The sequence below is a fragment of the Mesorhizobium shonense genome, from assembly GCF_040545255.1.
Taxonomy (GTDB): Bacteria; Pseudomonadota; Alphaproteobacteria; order Rhizobiales; family Rhizobiaceae; genus Mesorhizobium; species Mesorhizobium shonense.
This window is the reverse complement of the sequence record NZ_JBEPLM010000013.1, coordinates 150,196-168,424: the sequence shown is the minus strand read 5'-3', so window position 1 is coordinate 168,424 and position 18,229 is coordinate 150,196. Positions and strand designations below refer to the sequence as shown.

25 protein-coding genes are annotated in these 18,229 nt (G+C 60.6%); 16 read left to right on the top strand and 9 right to left on the bottom strand.

Going from position 1 to position 18,229, the window contains the following annotated elements; all coding sequences use genetic code 11:
- Positions 1–642: 642 nt before the first annotated feature.
- The 3 genes from ABID26_RS28015 to ABID26_RS28005 all read right to left on the bottom strand — a co-directional run bounded on the left by ABID26_RS28015 (position 643) and on the right by ABID26_RS28005 (position 2,116).
- Positions 643–822 (bottom strand): hypothetical protein, encoded by a 180-nt coding sequence (locus ABID26_RS28015; protein ID WP_126098494.1) that lies wholly within the window; start codon positions 820–822, stop codon positions 643–645.
- 134 nt (positions 823–956) lie between these two features.
- On the bottom strand, positions 957–1,868 hold the full coding sequence (locus tag ABID26_RS28010) for an alpha/beta fold hydrolase (protein ID WP_435528615.1): 912 nt from the start codon (positions 1,866–1,868) through the stop codon (positions 957–959).
- Positions 1,869–1,924: 56 nt separating this feature from the next.
- Complete coding sequence (locus ABID26_RS28005) at positions 1,925–2,116, bottom strand: DUF6894 family protein (RefSeq protein ID WP_126098496.1); 192 nt, start codon at positions 2,114–2,116, stop codon at positions 1,925–1,927.
- Between the two features lie 159 nt (positions 2,117–2,275).
- Between ABID26_RS28005 and ABID26_RS28000 the strand changes: the two genes are divergently transcribed.
- The gene (locus ABID26_RS28000) at positions 2,276–2,995 is read left to right on the top strand and encodes a Crp/Fnr family transcriptional regulator (RefSeq protein WP_354417168.1); all 720 of its coding nucleotides are present in this window, start codon (positions 2,276–2,278) and stop codon (positions 2,993–2,995) included.
- 7 nt (positions 2,996–3,002) lie between these two features.
- Here the strand turns inward: ABID26_RS28000 and ABID26_RS27995 are convergent, their stop codons facing one another.
- Positions 3,003–3,305, bottom strand: coding sequence for a DUF982 domain-containing protein (locus tag ABID26_RS27995; protein WP_292340624.1), 303 nt, complete (start codon positions 3,303–3,305; stop codon positions 3,003–3,005).
- A 6-nt stretch (positions 3,306–3,311) separates the two neighbouring features.
- Positions 3,312–3,479, bottom strand: coding sequence for a hypothetical protein (locus ABID26_RS27990; RefSeq protein WP_292340623.1), 168 nt, complete (start codon positions 3,477–3,479; stop codon positions 3,312–3,314).
- Between the two features lie 780 nt (positions 3,480–4,259).
- Between ABID26_RS27990 and ABID26_RS27985 the strand changes: the two genes are divergently transcribed.
- The 3 genes from ABID26_RS27985 (at position 4,260) to ABID26_RS27975 (ending at position 7,672) form a co-directional block, all read left to right on the top strand.
- A complete protein-coding gene (locus tag ABID26_RS27985; protein WP_354417166.1) occupies positions 4,260–5,363 on the top strand; it encodes a flavodoxin family protein in 1,104 nt (367 codons plus the stop codon).
- 23 nt (positions 5,364–5,386) lie between these two features.
- Complete coding sequence (locus tag ABID26_RS27980) at positions 5,387–6,412, top strand: YihY/virulence factor BrkB family protein (protein WP_435528614.1); 1,026 nt, start codon at positions 5,387–5,389, stop codon at positions 6,410–6,412.
- Between the two features lie 351 nt (positions 6,413–6,763).
- Positions 6,764–7,672: a hypothetical protein gene (locus tag ABID26_RS27975; protein ID WP_354417165.1), complete on the top strand. Its 909-nt coding sequence runs from the start codon at positions 6,764–6,766 to the stop codon at positions 7,670–7,672.
- 896 nt (positions 7,673–8,568) lie between these two features.
- On the opposite strand, the gene ABID26_RS27970 is transcribed toward ABID26_RS27975, so the two are convergent.
- The 3 genes from ABID26_RS27970 to ABID26_RS27960 all read right to left on the bottom strand — a co-directional run bounded on the left by ABID26_RS27970 (position 8,569) and on the right by ABID26_RS27960 (position 11,048).
- Positions 8,569–9,423 (bottom strand): PRC-barrel domain-containing protein, encoded by an 855-nt coding sequence (locus ABID26_RS27970; RefSeq protein ID WP_126098501.1) that lies wholly within the window; start codon positions 9,421–9,423, stop codon positions 8,569–8,571.
- An 826-nt stretch (positions 9,424–10,249) separates the two neighbouring features.
- Positions 10,250–10,453: a CsbD family protein gene (locus ABID26_RS27965; protein ID WP_126098502.1), complete on the bottom strand. Its 204-nt coding sequence runs from the start codon at positions 10,451–10,453 to the stop codon at positions 10,250–10,252.
- Between the two features lie 223 nt (positions 10,454–10,676).
- Entirely contained in the window at positions 10,677–11,048 is a 372-nt protein-coding gene (locus ABID26_RS27960) for a hypothetical protein (RefSeq protein ID WP_126098503.1), read from the bottom strand.
- 297 nt (positions 11,049–11,345) lie between these two features.
- Here ABID26_RS27960 and ABID26_RS27955 point away from each other — a divergent pair, with 297 nt between their 5' ends.
- The 12 genes from ABID26_RS27955 (at position 11,346) to ABID26_RS27900 (ending at position 17,854) form a co-directional block, all read left to right on the top strand.
- Entirely contained in the window at positions 11,346–11,591 is a 246-nt protein-coding gene (locus ABID26_RS27955; RefSeq protein WP_126098504.1) for a hypothetical protein, read from the top strand.
- Between the two features lie 53 nt (positions 11,592–11,644).
- On the top strand, positions 11,645–11,866 hold the full coding sequence (locus ABID26_RS27950) for a PAS domain S-box protein (RefSeq protein ID WP_245460241.1): 222 nt from the start codon (positions 11,645–11,647) through the stop codon (positions 11,864–11,866).
- A 196-nt stretch (positions 11,867–12,062) separates the two neighbouring features.
- Positions 12,063–12,305: a DUF982 domain-containing protein gene (locus ABID26_RS27945; RefSeq protein WP_126098505.1), complete on the top strand. Its 243-nt coding sequence runs from the start codon at positions 12,063–12,065 to the stop codon at positions 12,303–12,305.
- A gap of 333 nt (positions 12,306–12,638) precedes the next feature.
- Positions 12,639–12,809 carry a hypothetical protein gene (locus tag ABID26_RS27940; RefSeq protein WP_189521476.1) on the top strand — a complete coding sequence of 57 codons (171 nt, stop codon included), beginning with the start codon at positions 12,639–12,641 and terminating at the stop codon, positions 12,807–12,809.
- Positions 12,810–12,873: 64 nt separating this feature from the next.
- The gene (locus ABID26_RS27935) at positions 12,874–14,184 is read left to right on the top strand and encodes an NRAMP family divalent metal transporter (protein WP_292367215.1); all 1,311 of its coding nucleotides are present in this window, start codon (positions 12,874–12,876) and stop codon (positions 14,182–14,184) included.
- Positions 14,185–14,430: 246 nt separating this feature from the next.
- Positions 14,431–14,763, top strand: a complete 333-nt coding sequence (locus ABID26_RS27930) for a hypothetical protein (RefSeq protein WP_292302747.1) — start codon at positions 14,431–14,433, stop codon at positions 14,761–14,763.
- A gap of 100 nt (positions 14,764–14,863) precedes the next feature.
- Entirely contained in the window at positions 14,864–15,295 is a 432-nt protein-coding gene (locus tag ABID26_RS27925) for a hypothetical protein (RefSeq protein WP_292302746.1), read from the top strand.
- A gap of 575 nt (positions 15,296–15,870) precedes the next feature.
- Entirely contained in the window at positions 15,871–16,155 is a 285-nt protein-coding gene (locus ABID26_RS27920) for a PRC-barrel domain containing protein (protein ID WP_126098508.1), read from the top strand.
- A 9-nt stretch (positions 16,156–16,164) separates the two neighbouring features.
- Entirely contained in the window at positions 16,165–16,362 is a 198-nt protein-coding gene (locus ABID26_RS27915) for a hypothetical protein (protein WP_126090111.1), read from the top strand.
- 9 nt (positions 16,363–16,371) lie between these two features.
- Positions 16,372–16,671, top strand: coding sequence for a plasmid stabilization protein (locus ABID26_RS27910; protein WP_292302745.1), 300 nt, complete (start codon positions 16,372–16,374; stop codon positions 16,669–16,671).
- Positions 16,672–16,678: 7 nt separating this feature from the next.
- Positions 16,679–17,287 (top strand): cysteine hydrolase family protein, encoded by a 609-nt coding sequence (locus ABID26_RS27905; RefSeq protein WP_292340620.1) that lies wholly within the window; start codon positions 16,679–16,681, stop codon positions 17,285–17,287.
- Between the two features lie 402 nt (positions 17,288–17,689).
- Complete coding sequence (locus tag ABID26_RS27900; protein ID WP_082044297.1) at positions 17,690–17,854, top strand: DUF3309 family protein; 165 nt, start codon at positions 17,690–17,692, stop codon at positions 17,852–17,854.
- An 82-nt stretch (positions 17,855–17,936) separates the two neighbouring features.
- Here ABID26_RS27900 and ABID26_RS27895 read toward each other — a convergent pair whose 3' ends face one another.
- Positions 17,937–18,062: a hypothetical protein gene (locus ABID26_RS27895; RefSeq protein WP_292302743.1), complete on the bottom strand. Its 126-nt coding sequence runs from the start codon at positions 18,060–18,062 to the stop codon at positions 17,937–17,939.
- Positions 18,063–18,229: the final 167 nt, after the last annotated feature.

Below are 18,229 nucleotides of genomic sequence, written 5' to 3'. Positions count from 1 at the left end.
GCTGTGCTGCTAACCACGCTCGTAAGGACGACCTTAAGAGCGCAGCCTCGCTACCGTGCCATGCTCGCGCAAGGCGGCCTTCGCCGGAGGCGTACCCTTGTTTCGCTGGTTCGCCTGAAGGAAAAGCGCGCTCAGGCTCCAGGTTCCGGATGGCCGATCAACCCGGCCTCGTTATTCGGCCGACGGTCGCAAAGACGCTCGACTGAAGTCCCATCGTGGAGCGCATTGGCCCGTCCTCGGCAACCAAAGCAGATGCCTGGAGTTGGCGATCGCCGATGGGATTCCCCCTCCGTCGGCGACATTTTGGGTGCCCGCCGTTTCCGCGCAAACGACGGGCATCCATTACCGTCAGAACCCAAGAACCATCCGAATAGGAAGCGGCGTTGCTGCGAGAGGCTGAAAGCCATCCCGCAAACGACAACCCATCTCTACGCGCTGGCCGGTATACCGATCCTCGGATTCATCATTGACGATGACGACGTCGCCGACATTGCCAGGCCCACCGAGCGCCTTAGCAATGCCGTGGTGATCGTGATGGCGCTCTGCCTGATCGTTGCGCCGGCGATCTATCTCACCTGGCTACGGCTTATAACGGCCGGCCGTCCGTCAACCGGGTCACCAGAGCGACTCGGCGGGGGTAGCCTACCGGGCTTTCAGGAAGCCGGCACGTCGCAGCAACGAGGGCCAATCGGTGCCGACCAGCTTGACCAGTTTCCGCGCTTCCGCGTTGGAGATACCGGTCGCCTGTGCCAATTGGGAGACCAGCACCGCGATTTCGACCTTTTTCTTCTTCGGGCGTGCTTCGCCGCTATGCCTGATCATAACGGTCCTCCTTGGACTTCGAACGGTAAGGGGAGCCAGAATGTTTCATCACAATGGTCCCGGCGAAAAAAAATGTGGCACCGGCTGTAGCTGCCGGTCGAGGGCGGTTCCGGCTGCGAGCGGAAGTGTCCACATCAGCCGCTGATGGCCCCCCGAGACATGAGAAAATCATGCAGCGCCGCTGCCGTTTCGCCTGGAAATTCCTCCGGAAAGAAATGTCCGCCGTGCATCGCTCCGCCGCTGACATTGCCGGCCCACTCCTGCCACAGCGCCAGCGGCCCGCCTTCTTGCGCGTACCATTCGGCCAGCGCGCCATGCCCGCTCCATAGCGCCAGCACCGGGCAGGCAATGCGCCGGCCCGCTGCCCGGTCCGCATTGTCATGCTCGCGGTCGAGCGTCGCTGCCGCACGATATTCCTCGCAGATGGCGTGCGCATGAGCCGGATCGCGCAAGGCATCGGCATAAGCCTGCCGGACCTCGGCGGGAAAGGCGGCAGGCGAGGAGCCCCAGCTTTCCAGCGCATTGTCGACGATCGCCTCCGCGGCCGCCGCCATGATCGCCTCCGGCAGCGGCTTGGGCTGCGCCAGCAGCGACCATGGCCAGTAGCCCAGCGCCAGCCTGGCATCGGTTCGGTCCCAGGCATCGGCGGTGGCGATGATGTCGAGCACGGCAAGTTTCTCGACGCGGTCGGGATGGTCGAGCGCCAGCCGATAGGCAACGCGGCCACCACGATCGTGCCCGGCAACCATGAACCGGAAAAAGCCGAGCTTCGTCATCAGCGCCGCAAGGTCGGCAGCCATGGCGCGCTTTGCGTAGGGCGCATGATCCGGGCTGGACGGCGGACAGGAGCTTTTCCCGTAGCCGCGCAGGTCGGCGCAGACGACGGTGAAGTCGTCCGCCAGCATCTGCGCCACGTCGCGCCACATCAGATGCATTTCCGGAAAGCCATGCAGCAGGAGCAGCCCCGGGCCGCTCCCGGCACGGCGGATGGATATCCGTCCCTCGCCCGTATCGATCTCTTCGGTCCGGAAATTCTCAAACATCATGCCGGGCGCTCCCCTCATGTCCAGGCGGAGTCGAGGGTGAGGGACGCCTCGAATATCTAGTCCCTCTTTTCGTTCCGCACTTTGACGGTGATCTTGAGACGATCCCCGCCCAGCATCTCGTCGCGGGCGACATCCTGCAGAATCCGCAGCGCTTCCAGGCCCGCGCGCTCGCGGTCGGGAAGAAGTTGTCCCTCGCTATCCATCTGGCAGTGTTCGGTGTTGTACAGGTCGAAGTAGAATCGTTTCATTCGCAAGAACATCCTCGGCATTTCGACGTTCAATTCGCTGCCGCAATCATGGTTCCAAAGGGGAATAAGCTTGCCGCCGACTGCCCGTCGGCGCCGGCCGCCTGCAACCAGCCCCGGTCTCCGACGTTAGGTTTTGCTAATGAAGGACGGAAAATCCGAATGCTGGAATCGCTTCATCTCAACCTTGCGCAGCACGACGCCCTCTCGGACGCGGAGAAGGCGCTGCTCGCCAGCGCCATGTCGATCGAGAAGTATTTCGTCACTGGCGAGGATATTGTCTCGGAGGGATCGAGGCCAATCACCAGCACGTTGATCGTCGACGGGCTCGCCGCGCGCTACAAGGTGCTCGAGGATGGCGGGCGGCAGTTCACCTCACTGCAGGTGGCAGGCGATTTCGTCGACCTCCACGCCTTTCTTCTGAAGACCATGGACCATGGTATCATCGCGCTCTCGCCCTGCCATGTCGTCGCGGCGGAGCACAGCAGCCTTCGCGCCATAACCGAGCAGGCGCCGCATCTGACCAGGCTGTTGTGGCTGGACACGCTTGTCGATGGCGCCATTCACCGCGAATGGATCGTGGCCATGGGGCGTCGCTCCAAGACCTCGCATCTGGCGCACCTCATCTGCGAGTTGTTCGTCAGGCTTCAGGTGGTGAAGAAGACCCGCAGCATGAGCTTCCATCTGCCGCTGTCGCAGGCTGAACTCGCCGATGTGCTCGGCCTCTCGGTCGTGCACATGAACAGGGTCATCGGCACACTGCGGCGCATGAACGTGATCAACTGGGTGAACCACATGATCACGATCCTCGATTGGAATCGTCTCGTCGAGATCGCCGAATTCGACCCGACCTATCTCAGCATGAGCAATGAGCCCAGGTGAGGGCGCTTCAGCCTGGCGGCTTCTTGCGGTCGCGCGACGAAATCTGGTCGAACATGGAGAGCGCGGCGCTCGGGTCAGCCGACCTCAGGAGACCTTGCTGGGCGGCTGCCTTCTTGAAGGCGGCGAATGCAACAGCCGGCCGGCAAATGCCCGCAATGGCGTCATCCACCAGCCGCGCCGCCGCAAGATAGTCTGGCGCCTCCTTGTTTTTCCAAGTTCCATCTAGCGCCTTCCTTGCATCGGCGATCGATGAAACCACCATCGAGCCGCCGTTGACGAAGCGGATGGTGAGCGGCAGGAACCGACTCATTGCCCGTCACCATCCAAGCCATTCATGAACGCGCCAGGCTAGACCGATGAAAGGCGCCGCGGTCATCACCGCCGCCGCCAGGATGAAAACGGGGTTGTTCGTCCGAGAGGATTTCATGTTGCCATCACCAGAACTGAGATCGCCATAAACGAAGATGCCGTCGGCCGGTTGCATCCGATCGACCGGGGCGAATGCAAGCGCGAGCTACATGTTGCTCGCTGACCGGATGGCCGGCGCCGGAGGATGGGGCGGACGCGGACGTACCTCAGCCGCACGTCGGCGGGCGAGGCCGGGCGGTCGGCGCGGCGGTACGCTGACGCACAAATGCCGCCGACAGCTTGCCGATCAGATTTCGAACGTCCATGGACTCTCCTCCTACAGAGCCCCCAAAACAGCGATCGAATAGCAGCTACAACGACCGCCCGCATTTAACTTTGATGTAGCGCGCGCCCGTATGCGCCATGGTGACCGACCCGACAAAAGCCAACCTTTTCCACCGGTCTGCTGAAACCGCCCCCCACCGGCGACAAGAACGCCACCGTTCCGCCGGGCGACAACAGTCAGATGTAATCAAACCCGGCGAGTTGCCACCGCAGACATCAAAATAGACGCTTGGTCGGGCGTGGCTTGAAACTTTTCAAGGCCAGGCGAGTTACCGTCCGGTAGTCCCGGACACCCGAACTACCTCCCACAATTGCCGCCCCGGTCTCTCCCATCCGGGGCGGTTTTTTGCTGCCTGGACGCGGCATCGACATGCCTGCCGTATTGCCCGATCTCCGCGGTCCTGAAGCGCGGAACCATCAGGCTCTTGCCGAATTGACTTCGGCGGGCCGCGTCAGCCGGACCTGGTGGCAAAGAGAACAGGGTGGTTTTTCCGGCTTCATACCCTGGCCAACGAAAAAGGCAGTCGAGCTCTTGTCCCACCCGGCCCGCTCCAATTCGGGCGAGGCGCGCATGGCAAAGAGGGCAGATTTCAGCAAGGCAGGTCCTGAGCCGCGCAAAGGCATGCCGAGCCCGCGTCTCAGCGAAAGCGAATTCAAGGAACGCTATCGCAGGCAATTTTACGATCCGGCGTTCCGGCCGGAGGCGGATGCCATTGGCAGGCTCGCCGAGATTGCGTGGCAGGCTTACACCGAAGGACGCAAGAGCCCGATCACCAGAAAGGCAGGGCAGGGTTTTCACAATCCCGACTACGACCTCTCGGTCGAATGGATCGCCGCGCATGAGGCGGTCGAGGCCGCGAAACGCCGCTATGAAGACAAGGCCGCGCCATCTCGCATTCTTCTGATCAACGGCTCCTCGCGCAGCGAACACACCTGTCCCGGCGAAATGTCGAAAAGCTTTCGCCTCGTCGAGTTGGCCCGCACCGCCCTTGCAGCCAGGCGGGGCTTCTCGATCCAGATTCTCGACCTTGCGCGGCTCGCCTCCGAATACGGTCGCAGGATTTTTCCCTGCAAGGCGTGCTTCTCGACCGCGGCCGCGCTCTGCCACTGGCCGTGCTCCTGCTATCCCAACCATTCGCTCGGCCAGGTCAACGACTGGATGAACGAGATCTACCCGCTTTGGGTCGAGGCGCATGGCGTGATGATCGTTACGCCAGTGAACTGGTATCAGACGTCCTCACCGGTGAAGCTGATGATGGACCGCCTGGTCTGTGCAGATGGCGGCAATCCCGATCCATCACAGACGCAAGGCAAGGACGCGGCACTCGCCAAGAAGGTCGAGCTTGCCGGCTGGGACTATCCGCGCCATCTCGCCGGTCGACTGTTCTCCGTCATCGTACACGGCGACACCGAAGGTGCCGGGGAGGTGGGTCACAGTCTCGCCGACTGGCTGCGCTCGATGAAGCTCGATCCGGTCGGGGAGGCGGCCGAGCTTGACCGCTATATCGGCTACTTGAAACCCTATGCGACGAGCCACGACGAACTCGACGCCGACCACGCCGTGCAGGCGGAGGTTCGCAACGCCGCGCTGGCGCTTGCCGAGGCCATCGAAAAACGCCGGGCCGGATCATTTCAGACCACCGGAATCGGGCTCGAGGATCCGCGCCCGAAATAGCCAGCGGCGTGAATAGGCCGACGGTGAGAGATTTGCGACACTGGTTCCAGGAAGCCTGGGTTCTGCTGAAGGAGAGCGTTGCCGGGTACCTCAACGACAACGCCCTGAGCCATGGCGCGGCGATGGCCTTCTATGCCACGACCTCGCTGGCGCCGATCCTTCTGATCGTCGTGGCGATCGCGGGTATCGTCATCGGCAACGACGCCGCCCAGCTCGCGCTCTCGGCCGAGTTCTCGGGCGTGATGGGGCCGCAGAGCGCCGATCTCCTCAAGGCGACGATCGAGACCGCCTCGCATCGCGGGTCCAGCACGCTTGCCACCATCGTCGGGTTGATCGCGCTGCTTGTCACCGCCTCGGGCGTCTTCGGCGAGATGCAGCAGTCGCTGAACCAAATCTGGAAGGTCAAACCCGATGGCGTTTCGCTTTCGCGCCTGGTGCGGGCGAGGGCGGCGAGCCTCGGCCTGGTGGCGGCTCTTGGTTTCATGCTTCTGGTGTCGCTCGCCGCAAGCACCGCGATCTCGGCGTTGAGCGAGTATATCAACGAACGCCTACCGTTCGGCGAGCTGATCGTCAGTGCCGTCAACACCATTGTCTCCTTCGTGCTGATCGCGCTGCTCTTCGCTGCGATCTACAAGGTCCTGCCGGACCGCAGGCTCAAATGGCGCGACGTCGCGGTTGGCTCGGTCGTCACCGCGCTGCTGTTCACGATCGGCAAATCGCTCATCGGCTGGTATATCGGCACCAGCGCCATCGCCACCTCCTATGGCGCTGCCGGTGCGCTGATGGTGGTGCTGGTCTGGGTCTACTACTCGGCCCAGATTTTTTTCTTCGGCGCCGAGATCACCCGAGCTTATTCGGTACGGAGCGGCAGCCGGCAGGACCTCGCGCCGCTAGTGGCGCCGTCTCGGAATCGATCAGCCCAGCAGGTTCAGCGCGGGTCCACGCTCGGCTCGCGGTCCGCGGTCTCCGACAGCGAGGTTCGCGGTTGGATCGTCTTCAGCAGTCTGATCACACTGCTGGTCTCGCAGGTTTGGCGGCGGAGGGGTTGAGTTGCCCCGGGGCGGTGAACGCAAGTCCGCCGTACTTCAGGTGGAACTAATACACGGCTTTGAAGTTTGGCTCTGCAGCGGCGCCGACTTGAGGACTCCGCATCTGCAGCGCGCTCGGGCCGAGAGCGCAGCGACGGTTGTTTGCGCGCGTCAGATCGGAAACCTGCAGCCGGTCCGTCTTATTCTTAGTTTGCCCACTAAACCTTTGGAACGAAAGCCCGTTCGCGGAATTGGTATTTCGTCTCAAGAATATAGGAGGTCTCTATGGGACGCGGTATATTGCTTTGGCTGCTCGGAGTTCCAATTCCGATTATCATCCTGCTCATGCTGTTCGCACGGTAGGAGCGTCAGATGAATTCCGCAGTTACTGACGTTGAAGTTTCCGCTCAGAGGGAATCTTCGTCATCCGCCGTGAACTGGGGCCCGATCATCGCCGGCGCCTTCGCGGCGTCGACGCTGACGGTGGTGCTGATGCTGATCGGCTCGGGGCTTGGGCTGACCATGGTTTCACCCTGGACCGGGGCAAGCGCATCGGCCACCACTTTCGCGGTTTCGGCAGCGGTGTGGCTGGTGATCGTGCAATGGCTCTCTGCCGGCCTGGGCGGCTATCTGACCGGTCGGCTACGGACGAAGTGGGTCGGCATTCATGACGACGAAGTCTACTTCCGAGATACGGCACACGGCTTCCTTGCCTGGGCTCTGGCAACGTTGCTCGTCGCTGGCGTTCTTGGTTCTGCTTTGTCCGCAACGGTTGGCGCTGGCGTGCAGGCTGCGTCCAATGTCGCGGCTGGCGCGGCGGCGGGCGCTTCGTCGGCGGCCACAAATGCGGCCGGAGCCACCGACAACAACAGCCTGGGCTATTTCGTCGATATGCTGTTCCGTCCCGCGGACACCGGTGCCGTCGCGCCGGCCGGGCAGAACGATGCCGGCGCAACGGCACAGGCAACACGCATCCTGGTGGTAAGCGCCGCCAAGGGCGAAGTGTCGGCCGATGACAAGGCCTACCTTGCGAAGCTGGTCGCCTCCCGCACCGGGCTTTCGCAGGCCGATGCCGCCAAGCGCGTCGACACGGTCATTGCAGGCATAGATGATGCCAAGAACAAGGCGAAGGCGGCTGCGGACACCGCCAGGAAGGCAAGCGCTACTTTCGCGCTGGTCGGCGCCCTGTCGATGATTGTGGGCGCTTTCATCGCCAGTGTCGCGGCAGCACTTGGTGGCAAGCAACGTGATGAAGACGAGGCACTCTTCGTTCGCGGCTGACAGCCTCACCCGTAATCTTGCCGCCCCTGAGCGGTTTGGTTTGATTGAAAACCGAACCGCTCACCTTGTCGAGCCAGCGCTCGAACTGGCGTTTCTGTCGATCCTCCTGGCGCTTTTGGATTTCGTAGGAAGAGGGAGCCAGCGGCAGGACGTGCCAGTGGTCGAGGTGGCGGCGCCTCCGCTCACTGGCGCTCACCAGACGCAGGTGAAACCGCCACGCAGGCAAACCTCAACGAGATCACCGTCGCGCTCGATGTCCTAGCGAAGAGGTCGTCGGCCTCGAGGATAAATCGCCAAGACGATAAGCTAGGAATTGAAGAACATCGAAGCCCGCGTCGCCGCGGTGACGGGCGCAAAAGCTTCCGAGCCTATATCGTAGAACGGCGAAGCGCGCGGCGGCTCGAGTTACCGGCAACACGATGCGTGGGTGGCAAGCCTAGGCGTCGGCCATCCGCCTTTCCTTGGCTTTGACGCAGCGAGCGCGGAGTTCGTCGACCTCGCCTTCAGTTCGATACCGATGAAGTCGTTCTCGGCATGGCCCGAATGGATCAGCTCGTCGAGCTTGGCCTGAACGGCGGCGCCGTTGTGACCTCACTTTCCAACGCGCCGGTAAGGTTGGTGTCGTCGGCGTGAAACCGCATGGCCGGCACGTCAATATCAACCGCGCAAGATCGGCGGCAAACTGCCGCTGCTGGCGAGCCGCGAACCCGCCTGGCCATCAGTCAATCCGGAGTCTCGTAAATTGCTCGGGCTTCCAGAGAGATCACCGGAGGCCGAGGAAGCTCAGTATAGCTATTATGATGACTATTGCTCCTACGAGCCAGATAAGATTGTTCATGGTCTCTCTCCCTGTTGAGCAACGCCCGGGTCGCAGCCGGCGCGGACGCATTTCGACCTCACTGCTTGACAATGATGCGCTGCTTGTCGCGGTTCTGAGCGTAGGTGCCCTTGTCGTAGGCCGTTTGTGCCTCCAACTGATCCTTGGTGAAATTCGTGTAGAGATACCGGTTGCCGTTCTTGTCGGTCATGAACTTGAGGTTCTCCATGCCGACGGCGACCTTCTTTTCGCCAATGCCGAGAAAGCCGCCGACGTCCACGATGATGGCATCGACCTTCTTGTCGCCGGTCAGGATGACATCGCCGATTTCGCCGACCTTCGCATCGTCCGCGCCATAGACATTGGTGCCGATTAGATTTGCCGCGCTGATCTTGTCGGACGGCATCGCGGTCAGCGTCGACTTGTCGATAGAGGCCGTCGCGGTCTGGTCCGTCTTGGCCGGGGCCGTTTGGTTGGCCGTGCTGGCGGCGGGCTGGGTGTTGTTGGATGCCGAGGCCGTCTCATAGGCCTTGATGTCGAAGTTGGGCTGAGCCTGAAGCTCTTCCTTCGTCGTCTTCGCGACCAGCCAGCGCTCGCCCTTCTTGTCGACCCATTCGATCTTGTTGAAATCGTAGGCCACATTCTTCTCGCCGACGCCGAGGACCCCGCCGACACCGATGACGATCAATTTAGCTTTGCCGCCCTTGTCGAGGACGATGTCGTTGACCTTGCCGATCTTCGTCGCGTCATCGGCCGTGCTGTCATAGACCGTCGCGCCCATAATCTTGGACACGAGGCTTCCATCGGTCACGGGCGCGACGACCGCGGCTTGGGAAGCCGGCTTGGTCTTGTCTTCAGCGTAGGCGCCGGCGGTGCAGAGCGCAGTCGACAGAAGCGCGGCGGTCGCCGCGGTCACCAATATCTTCGGGATCATGGTAGATTTCCTTGTGGTTGCCTGGTTGATGGACCGCCGTTCTTTTGCCGGCGTCGCTTTCGACCAACGGCAGTGATTGGCTTGTGTTCCGCGCCTGGGCCCACGGTCCAAGTCGGAGTAGACCGAAGTCCCATCAGGACGCTCAGGTGGCCCGTCGGAGTGGCGTTGAGCCCCCTGCCTCGCCTGGCAAGCGATCCCTGCAAGCCATGTCGAAATCAGCGCTTTTCGTGGGTGGGCCTTCTCGCCAACAGGGACGACGACCGGGAAGTACTAGAGCGCGAAGCCAAGGCGCTGGGCGCACGGTGACAAAGCGTTCTGATCTAGGCCCAATGATACCGGCAGGCGCAATGGCGGCCCGCTTTGAGAACGAAGCCGATTATTTTTACCTGTGTCCGATCTGTGGGCAGCCGGTCGATATGCGGGATCTCAGGCAAGTGATGTGGCACGACAGGCCCGTGCACGATCGGTTAGACATAGACGCTCGCCATCATTCTTCGGCGATACCGGCACCCGGTTGCGGATGTGACTGTTGAAGTAGCGGCCCTTGGGCCGATCGCAACACGGCAAAGGTCTCTGCGGGACGTCCTCAAACTCATACAGTTTGTCCCTGGGCACGAACCACCCGCGCGCCTGCCCGCAGAGATCGATAGCTGTTGATGGCTATTGAGCGCGTGCGAGGCGCATTTGCCATGCATGACCACGGTTCCTACAGGCATGTTCTTACCTCGTCCCCCATAGAAACGCCGCCCGCGGCGCGACCTCCGAGGCGGCTTACTTGCCCGCACAACGGCATCACCCCGGACGACCGCGGATAGTGCGTGAAGCGCTACCAACCTTGGCGGGCGTACCACTCATCGATGTCGCGGCGGACGCGGTCCTTCTCGATGCCATAGCGTTCCTGAATCTTGCCTTCGAGTTGGTCGCGCTTGCCGGCGATGCGGTCGAGGTCGTCGTCGGTGAGCTTGCCCCATTGTTCCTTGACCTTGCCCCTGACCTGCTTCCAGTTTCCTTCGACACGGTTCCAATCCATGGTGCGGATCTCCTTCGTTTGCATACGGACTAACGGCGGCGCTGCTTCGGAGTTCCTGACAAGGCGAGGGAACATTTAGACGCTACTGATATTTCTGTTGCAGCACGGCGCGCAGTCCCGCACCTCCGCGCAAGGCGTGCTGTGGATCGGGTATCCAGAGCCCGGTCGAGCCCGCCCCGGTGACCCCCGCCGGGGTGGGCATCTATTGAGAGATCGGCCAAGATCATGCTTTGCCAAGCGGCGAAGATCGCAGCGTGGTGCCGCTCGCCGGGCTGGAGTCCGTCGCTCCGTCTTTCGAATCCAAATGGAGCACCTGAAGGTGCGGCAGCCTCTGCTCGTTTAGCGCCTTTTCCAAATCGTCGCGGTTGTCGGCCGGACAGGCATCGGGCAGGTCGAGCGCGGTCAGCGCCTCATCGTCGAACTCAACGGCTGCGCCATAGACCTGAGCCATCTGCATCACCAGGCTCTCGATGTCTTCGCGTGCTACGTTCTCGTCGAGATTCTTGAGCCTAATCTCTTCCGACAGCCTGATGATGTCGACAACGCCGTTTTCCCACAAGGCGTGCTGGACCTTGCAATGGGCGTCGGTGCGCAACCGGTCGGAAAATCCTCGTGGCATCGGAAAACCCTCCTTTCGCGGACGGTTTATCTCTCTGCCGGCATAATGCGCCAACGTCACACCATTGGCAATCAAAAAATGCAAAAATCTGTAGATAAATCAATAAGTTAGCATAGTACCACAAATGTGGTTTCGCTATATGGCTAGTACCATTAGGATCGCTCGCCTTTGGCGTTTGGCATCATCTTGACCTCATTTGAGCCGAGCCCTACTTGCACTAAAAATAAGTAAGATACTCATTCGTGGCATTATGGTCCGCTTAGGGAGGCTGGGATGGCTGAATTGGAGCGGCCGCAGAGGCTGCAGATCATGTTGACTGAAGAGGAACTGGCGGCAGTCGAGAACTGGCGCTTCGAAAAACGCATGCCGAGCCGTTCCGCCGCAGTGCGCGAACTTCTGCGCCGGGGGCTCGCGGCGGAGGGTTTCCTGACCGCCGAGACCGGCATGAAGTCGCAGGAGTTCGGTGTGCTGGGTGCCGAATGGGATAAGGCCGAAAATCCCGACCGTTCCGAGGCTTAGGCGCTTGCCGCGATTCCCAGTCGCGCTAGCTGTAAGCTTTCAGGGGTGAGGGCGTGGCGAGCTTCGAGACGCTGCGCAGGCGCAAGGACAGCTCACTGATTGCTGTTTCGGTCACGGTCTCGCCGATCAGGAACCTTTCCGGCGAGATAGTCGGCGCGTCTACGATCTCCCGCGACATCACCGCCGCCAAGGAGAGCGAGCGCCGCATCCGGCTCCTGATGCGCGAGGTCAACCACCGCGTGAAGAACCAGTTCGCGGTGATCCTGTCGATGTGAGGGAAACCAACAAGCGCTCCGCCAACCCTCTTCTGGTCACGTCGGATTGGCCAGGCGCCAGCCTGTTCGAAAGCGCTGCAACAAAGTCTGCAGTCGATCATTGATCTCTGGCAGTCCACGCTGGCTACTCCAGACCTCACTTCCGCCGGCAGTGGCCGGCGGATTGTTTTCGTTGCCTTGAATTCGCGAGTTGGCAATGCGGTCTTTCTCTTCTCCGGTCTATGTGAGGACCGACCGACTGGGCTTACGCTATGGGGTTGATCACGTTCAAAAGGCCGCCGAGCAGCTCCGCAAATGGTCAAAACGTGGTCCTAGTTGGCACAAGGCGATGATCCTTTGCCAGTCTGCCTTGGAGGGCGATCCGATCGACCCGCAGATCATACGAAAAGCTTTCCGGGCCGCGGCTAAGGAGGCCGACATGTTGTTCCCTTCCGATTAGGGCGCCGCCCCAGATCGAGATCTATTTGTCGAAAATATTCCAGGAACCAGCTGCCTTCAACCGCTGCCGATTTGGTATCCCCGATCAGCCAGCGTCCCTCGTCAGGAAGGACAGCGGGGGGTTGGCGATCCGCCTATTTAGAGCGCGCTTGCCCGACGCTGGGTGCGAAGTCGCCTGGAACTCGGCAGAGCAGTGCTGGGACTGCTCTTGCCATGGATCCATTTCGGCCCGGATGGGGCTGTTCTGAATGGCCCCGCTGTGCTTCCGCTGCAGCGGATCGACTCTCCGATGCGGGAGTAGTCTGGCTTTTCGATCTGTGACACGCCCGGCGGCATGCAGTTGGACTTTACCCGCCATGTCGCGACAGGCGGCGATATTGCGCATTCCATCTCGCAACGCGACCCGAGCGCCGTTATCGACCTCGACGCCGGCAATGGCGGCGTCACCCCGGCCATCCGCTTTAGCTATCGCCGAGCGCCACCAGGATCGATCTGGAACTACTAGCACCATGTCAGGTTTTGTTTGATGCGCGGTCATTGCATGGAGACTGAGTTCTTGGAGTAATGCGATGGGCGACATCGGCGCCGAAGTCCGCGAGAAACAGACAATTGGGCTGGCAAGAGGGCCATTTCAGCGATTTCTGCGCACAATTGGGCCCGGCGTTATTACGGGCGCTGCAGACGACGATCCTTCGGGTATCGGCACCTACAGCCAAGCGGGTGCTCAGCTTGGCTTCAATATTGGCTGGACAATGATTTTCACCTTTCCGCTCATGGCTGGGATCCAGGAGATAGCGGCGCGGATTGGTCGGACGACAGGCCGAGGTATCTCTGGAAACCTCTCTCGACACTATCCCGCAGAACTGATGTATTTTGTGGTCGCCTTGTTGTTCGGCGCCAATGTTATCAATATTGGCGCGGACCTCAGCGCGATGGCTGAGGCGCTCCGATTGCTGGTGGGTGGCCCCGGTTCGCTCTACGTGGTTGGGTTCGGCTTGGCATCTATTGCTGCGATCGTCTTTGTCGACTACAGCCGGTATGTCACGGTTCTGAAATGGACGACGCTCAGCCTCTTCGCTTACGTTGTGGCTGCGTTCATGGCACATATCCCCTGGGGAGAAGCGCTCAAAGGCATTTTCATCCCGCACGTAGAATGGAACGGGTCTTTTTTCACAACGGTTCTTGCTGTTCTGGGCACTACGATTTCCCCCTATCTGTTCTTCTGGCAGTCCTCGCAAGAGGTGGAAGAGGAGAAGGTGGACCCGAAAGCCAAGCCGTTGAAATGGGCGCCATGGCAAGCATCTGGCGCCTTCCAGCGTATTCGCGCAGACACCTTGGTCGGGATGGCATTTTCGAACCTGATAGCTATTGCGATCATCGTTACAACGGCCGCCACCTTGCACAAGGCGGGAGTGACTGAGATCAATTCCTCGACTGACGCTGCCAAAGCCCTGGAGCCAGTTGCAGGTAAGTTCGCGCTTATGGTCTTCGCGACCGGCATCATCGGCACCGGACTACTTGCGGTGCCGATTCTCGCAGGTTCGGCTGCATTCGCCGTGGGTGAAGCGTGCCGTTGGCCGGTGGGGCTGGAGCGACAGCCCAAGGAGGCGATGGCGTTTTATACGACATTGGCTGCCGCGGCGATGCTCGGAATGGCTATCATCTTCATGTCGATCGATCCAATCAGGGCACTCTATTGGAGTGCTGTCACCAACGGCATTTGCGCGGTTCCGGTGATGGTCGTCATGATGCAAATGACGGGGCGCTCCGAAGTCATGGGCGAGTTTCCTGTGCAGGGTTGGCTGCGGGCTCTCGGTTGGCTCGCTACCAGCACGATGGTCTTGTCTGTGGTTGGCCTCGCGCTCCAATGGATAGTTTGAAACGGCGCCAACTGAGTTCTCGCTCGCGCATATCGCCTTCTTGGTTCACTGAGAGTTGCCCCAAACTATCCTTCATCCAACTTGTCGGCCCCGCAATCTACGTCTCAAAAAGGGGTTGTTATACTACTCCGCGAATGCAACGTGGGGGTCGCTCCCGCTCACTGCATCCTTCGTTGCCGCAAGGGTTGGGACCACGCGGTTACGATGCTCTTCTAGAAAGCTTGCGCTGCGGCGGTCTCCCGGACGATGCTTGACCGTCTCGGGTTCCGCACAGCAGGTTGGTCCTTTTCGCTCGTGACGAGGCATACCGCGGTTGCCTGGCGCACAAGCAACCTCCCTCCGTTTTCCGCGTTGGAACATCCGAGGGCACCTTTAAACTTCGGAGAATCCCATGAGAAAGCTTCTCTCTCCACCGCTGCGACCATGCTGGTCGGCGGACCTTCGGCCCTTGCGCAATCGGCGGCGGTGGCGCCTTTTGCAAACAGCGCCAAGCTCGACACGGCGACGTCCGTGAAGACCGTGTCCAGTGCCAGCGCGTTCGACATCGAGTCAAGCCAGCCCGAGCAATCGCATCAGTGAGGCACAGCAGTCTCCGAACTTACCAATGGGCTAAATCGAGGCCGTCGATGCTGTCGGGCAATCCTCGGATTGACGCGCGGCCTATCAATAGGAGTCAACCATGAGACATCAAACGCTAAATGAGCTGCAAGCAATTGCCGACGTTAACTCGCTAGGGCCAACGTCAACGATGACCAGAACGCAACGGATTGAGCGCTGGGCAGATCTTCTTGATAAACATCCCGTGCGAAGCCTCGGAATGCTGATCGGCACCGAATACTTGCCTGCGGCGGCCCGCGGGCTGGCACGGGCAGATGGTTCCCCCATTACCGTTGCATTCGAAGATCCTTTGCTGCGTGCTGCAGGTCTCAAAAATGACACTTATGGAGAAGCCAAGCGCTTCTTCGAACTCAGCGACTGGCAACTGCATGACATAGTCTGTAGTTGCCATGCTGGTACCCTGACAGAAGGCAAATCTGCCGCCGCGACGGTCCGCCGGAGCCTCAACGGGCGCAGATTTCTTGTTTGGCTAAGATATGTGCTCATGCACTGATGGATTGTCGCTGGAAACGACAGATCGGCGTTGTCGGGCGCGACGAGGATTACGACCAAGGGCGGTTGAACCGTCTGTTCAAATAGGCGGGTTTCAAATCGATGCGGCGTAAACTCACTGATGCGAAGATCAACGCGCGAACAACGGCAATCGCCACAACCGCGGTTCTTGACATAAAATCTGCATGGGCCTGTGCCTTGATCACGGCATAGAAAAGTCGTCGCGGCTTCGGGACCGCCCAGAAGGTCTTCCAGGGATTGTGAGTTAGGGAAGACAACCCTAGACAAAACTCGCGGCTCTCGCACGGGCTTGTCCGAGCCAAGCATTGCTTCGGAACAGGCCGTGCATACCGGCAAAATTAGCAGTGCCGGCCACTCTCGAGGGCCTGCTGGCCGCGAGAATGCGGTTCACCGATAGCAAGCCTGTAGCAGACTCGCGCGATAGCACCGGTCGCTGAGATGCGCAGCCGGTCAATCGTTGCCCGCCACGCAATGGGTTCCTGTCGTCCCTTCGCAGGGTGGAACTGTTCTTCCCTCCGCCGGTTATTTGAATCTCATCCAGCGGAGATGCGAGCCATGGACCACACAAATCACGTAAGGCTAACAAACGCCGAACTCACCCCGGACATCCTCGAAGGCGCAACCATCTACGGACCCGAGGACGAGAAGATCGGTTCTGTCGATCATGTCCACGGTAGCCAAGTCGTCATCGATGTCGGCGGCTTCCTCGGCATCGGCGCCAAGCCTGTTGCCGTTGCCGCAAACCAGCTCGACTTCATGCGCGACGAAGATGGTGACGTGCACGCCGTGACGTCATGGACGAAGGATCAACTCAAGAACATGCCGGAACACCGCGATTAGGAGGTCAATATGACTACGCCGCGCCACGGTGCTCCAGGCACCACCGAACAGAAACCGCGCTGGGAGGGCCCACCGGAAAACCGGCCTCCGGGCTATCTGCCTGCCAAAGACGATCCGGACGAAGATCGCGATGCCGCCGGCGAAAACCTCAAGGATCCCGACAAACGCGATCTCGGAGATGCGCTGAAAACGAAACGAAACAAATAGGAGGCACGCATGCCACGCGGAGACAAGTCGAAATACACCGACAAGCAGGAACGCAAGGCCGACCATATCGCCGAAGGCTACGAGAAGCGCGGCATTTCGGAAAAGGAGGCTGAGCGGCGCGCTTGGGCGACCGTCAACAAGGACGATGGCGGCGGCAAGAAGGAAGGCGGCTCCGGCAGCGGCAAGCACACCGGAAATCCAGCCGCCCATAAGGGCGGAAGGAAGGGTGGTGCTGCCTCAGCCAATCGCTCGGCCGCTGAACGCTCGGCGTCGGCAAAAAAGGCGGCGAGAACAAGAGCGCATCAATGACGTCCTGATGTCTGCGCCGGGACTGGCCTATGGTCCGTTGGGTGACAGGTGCGTGCATCTTTGCGTCGACATGCAGCGCCTCTTTGCCGAACCATCGCCGTGGGCGACGCCTTGGATCACCCGTGTCTTGCCGCGGATCGAAAGTCTTGTCGAACGACGCGCCGCCCAGACCGTATTTACCCGTTTCCTCCCAGCTAGCAAACCGGGCCAAGGCATCGGCACCTGGAAGCACTACTATCAACGGTGGGCGTCAATGACCCTGACGGAGATTGGCTTCGAAATGGCCGATCTTCTGCCGTCGCTGGCGCGGCACTGTCCACCCGCAGCCATTATCGACAAGCACATCTACTCGCCTTGGTTCGAGGGCAAGCTCACGAGTCTACTGACGGAGAGGAAAACTGACACGTTGGTGATCACCGGCGGCGAGACCGACGTATGTGTGCTCGCCACCGTGTTAGGAGCCATCGACTTCGGTTTCCGTGTGGTGCTGGTAACCGACGCGCTGTGTAGCTCGTCCGACGCCACCCATGATGCACTACTGACGGTCTATCACCAGCGGTTTGCACAGCAGGTCGAAACGGTGGAAATGGAGACGATCCTGTCAAGCTGGACTTGATGCAAGAGTCGAGATTCCGCCTGCCGGGCGGGCTCATTGCGAAACGTCTGGACACGTCAGTGCTTCATCGCTGATTTTTCTCTCAAATCCTCCCGGTTTTATTTCGTTCTTCTGACGGCTATGGTCTTTTTGCACGTTGCTTTTCCGTTCGGACTGACTGACGTGATCTCCTACGCCATGTTCGTCGCCGCTCCCTTTGGATCGTGCGCGCGTTCGCGTTGGCTACTGGTGCCCTCGAGCGGACGACGAGGTGCGGGGATCCGCTGTCTGCGGGCGGTCTAAGCGCTGCGTCCCGGCTGGGTTTGTCGGAACAGAAGGGCCATTTCCGAGTTAATATTCTGATCAACAGTGGAGCAGTGCGCTCAGGATGCACGAGCGCGCAAACAGAGAAAGAAAAATCCCATGAGTCTCGGCGCAATTTTGATAGTTATACTGATTCTTCTATTGATTGGCGGCTTCAGTGGCCTCGGTGGCAGTCCCTTTTACGGCACCGGGTACTATGGGGGCGGTGGCTTGGGGTTGGTGTTGCTGATCATCATTATCCTGGTTTTCCTCGGTCGCCTGTAGCGAATTGGGCGAACCGAGCCTGGACGGGTTCACGCGACGTGTTTTGGATCTGTAGTCCTCCATCGGGGCACGCCGCAGGCGCTTAGCGGCACCGGGCGGAGAGCGCCACGACGAAGGCGATGCCGATCCAGGCGAGCAGTAGCAGGAAGGTCAGGTGGATGCGGATCTCGGTGCCGCCGACACGGAGGATCGGGTAGGACCACCGCATGATGTGACTCCGTCGGGTCGGGAAGCGGGCCACGCCCGCCGAGCATGCCCCCGTTTGCAGTCGCGTCAAGTGGCTGGTCACTCGATCGAGCGCGTGACTCCGGCCGGCCGTCATGCAGGAATTTCGGCCGCCGCACGCCATTTCCTCAAGAAGTCCTGGGGTATCAC

Excerpts from the sequence above, each read along its gene's own strand:
- ABID26_RS28015 (WP_126098494.1), bottom strand. The coding sequence starts at position 822 with ATGATCAGGCATAGCGGCGAAGCACGCCCGAAGAAGAAAAAGGTCGAA.
- ABID26_RS28010 (WP_435528615.1), bottom strand. The coding sequence starts at position 1,868 with ATGATGTTTGAGAATTTCCGGACCGAAGAGATCGATACGGGCGAGGGA.
- ABID26_RS28005 (WP_126098496.1), bottom strand. The coding sequence starts at position 2,116 with ATGAAACGATTCTACTTCGACCTGTACAACACCGAACACTGCCAGATG.
- ABID26_RS28000 (WP_354417168.1), top strand. The coding sequence starts at position 2,276 with ATGCTGGAATCGCTTCATCTCAACCTTGCGCAGCACGACGCCCTCTCG.
- ABID26_RS27995 (WP_292340624.1), bottom strand. The coding sequence starts at position 3,305 with ATGAGTCGGTTCCTGCCGCTCACCATCCGCTTCGTCAACGGCGGCTCG.
- ABID26_RS27990 (WP_292340623.1), bottom strand. The coding sequence starts at position 3,479 with ATGCAACCGGCCGACGGCATCTTCGTTTATGGCGATCTCAGTTCTGGT.
- ABID26_RS27985 (WP_354417166.1), top strand. The coding sequence starts at position 4,260 with ATGGCAAAGAGGGCAGATTTCAGCAAGGCAGGTCCTGAGCCGCGCAAA.
- ABID26_RS27975 (WP_354417165.1), top strand. The coding sequence starts at position 6,764 with ATGAATTCCGCAGTTACTGACGTTGAAGTTTCCGCTCAGAGGGAATCT.
- ABID26_RS27970 (WP_126098501.1), bottom strand. The coding sequence starts at position 9,423 with ATGATCCCGAAGATATTGGTGACCGCGGCGACCGCCGCGCTTCTGTCG.
- ABID26_RS27965 (WP_126098502.1), bottom strand. The coding sequence starts at position 10,453 with ATGGATTGGAACCGTGTCGAAGGAAACTGGAAGCAGGTCAGGGGCAAG.
- ABID26_RS27955 (WP_126098504.1), top strand. The coding sequence starts at position 11,346 with ATGGCTGAATTGGAGCGGCCGCAGAGGCTGCAGATCATGTTGACTGAA.
- ABID26_RS27945 (WP_126098505.1), top strand. The coding sequence starts at position 12,063 with ATGCGGTCTTTCTCTTCTCCGGTCTATGTGAGGACCGACCGACTGGGC.
- ABID26_RS27940 (WP_189521476.1), top strand. The coding sequence starts at position 12,639 with ATGCAGTTGGACTTTACCCGCCATGTCGCGACAGGCGGCGATATTGCG.
- ABID26_RS27935 (WP_292367215.1), top strand. The coding sequence starts at position 12,874 with ATGGGCGACATCGGCGCCGAAGTCCGCGAGAAACAGACAATTGGGCTG.
- ABID26_RS27930 (WP_292302747.1), top strand. The coding sequence starts at position 14,431 with ATGCTTGACCGTCTCGGGTTCCGCACAGCAGGTTGGTCCTTTTCGCTC.
- ABID26_RS27925 (WP_292302746.1), top strand. The coding sequence starts at position 14,864 with ATGAGACATCAAACGCTAAATGAGCTGCAAGCAATTGCCGACGTTAAC.
- ABID26_RS27920 (WP_126098508.1), top strand. The coding sequence starts at position 15,871 with ATGGACCACACAAATCACGTAAGGCTAACAAACGCCGAACTCACCCCG.
- ABID26_RS27915 (WP_126090111.1), top strand. The coding sequence starts at position 16,165 with ATGACTACGCCGCGCCACGGTGCTCCAGGCACCACCGAACAGAAACCG.
- ABID26_RS27910 (WP_292302745.1), top strand. The coding sequence starts at position 16,372 with ATGCCACGCGGAGACAAGTCGAAATACACCGACAAGCAGGAACGCAAG.
- ABID26_RS27905 (WP_292340620.1), top strand. The coding sequence starts at position 16,679 with ATGTCTGCGCCGGGACTGGCCTATGGTCCGTTGGGTGACAGGTGCGTG.
- ABID26_RS27900 (WP_082044297.1), top strand. The coding sequence starts at position 17,690 with ATGAGTCTCGGCGCAATTTTGATAGTTATACTGATTCTTCTATTGATT.
- ABID26_RS27895 (WP_292302743.1), bottom strand. The coding sequence starts at position 18,062 with ATGCGGTGGTCCTACCCGATCCTCCGTGTCGGCGGCACCGAGATCCGC.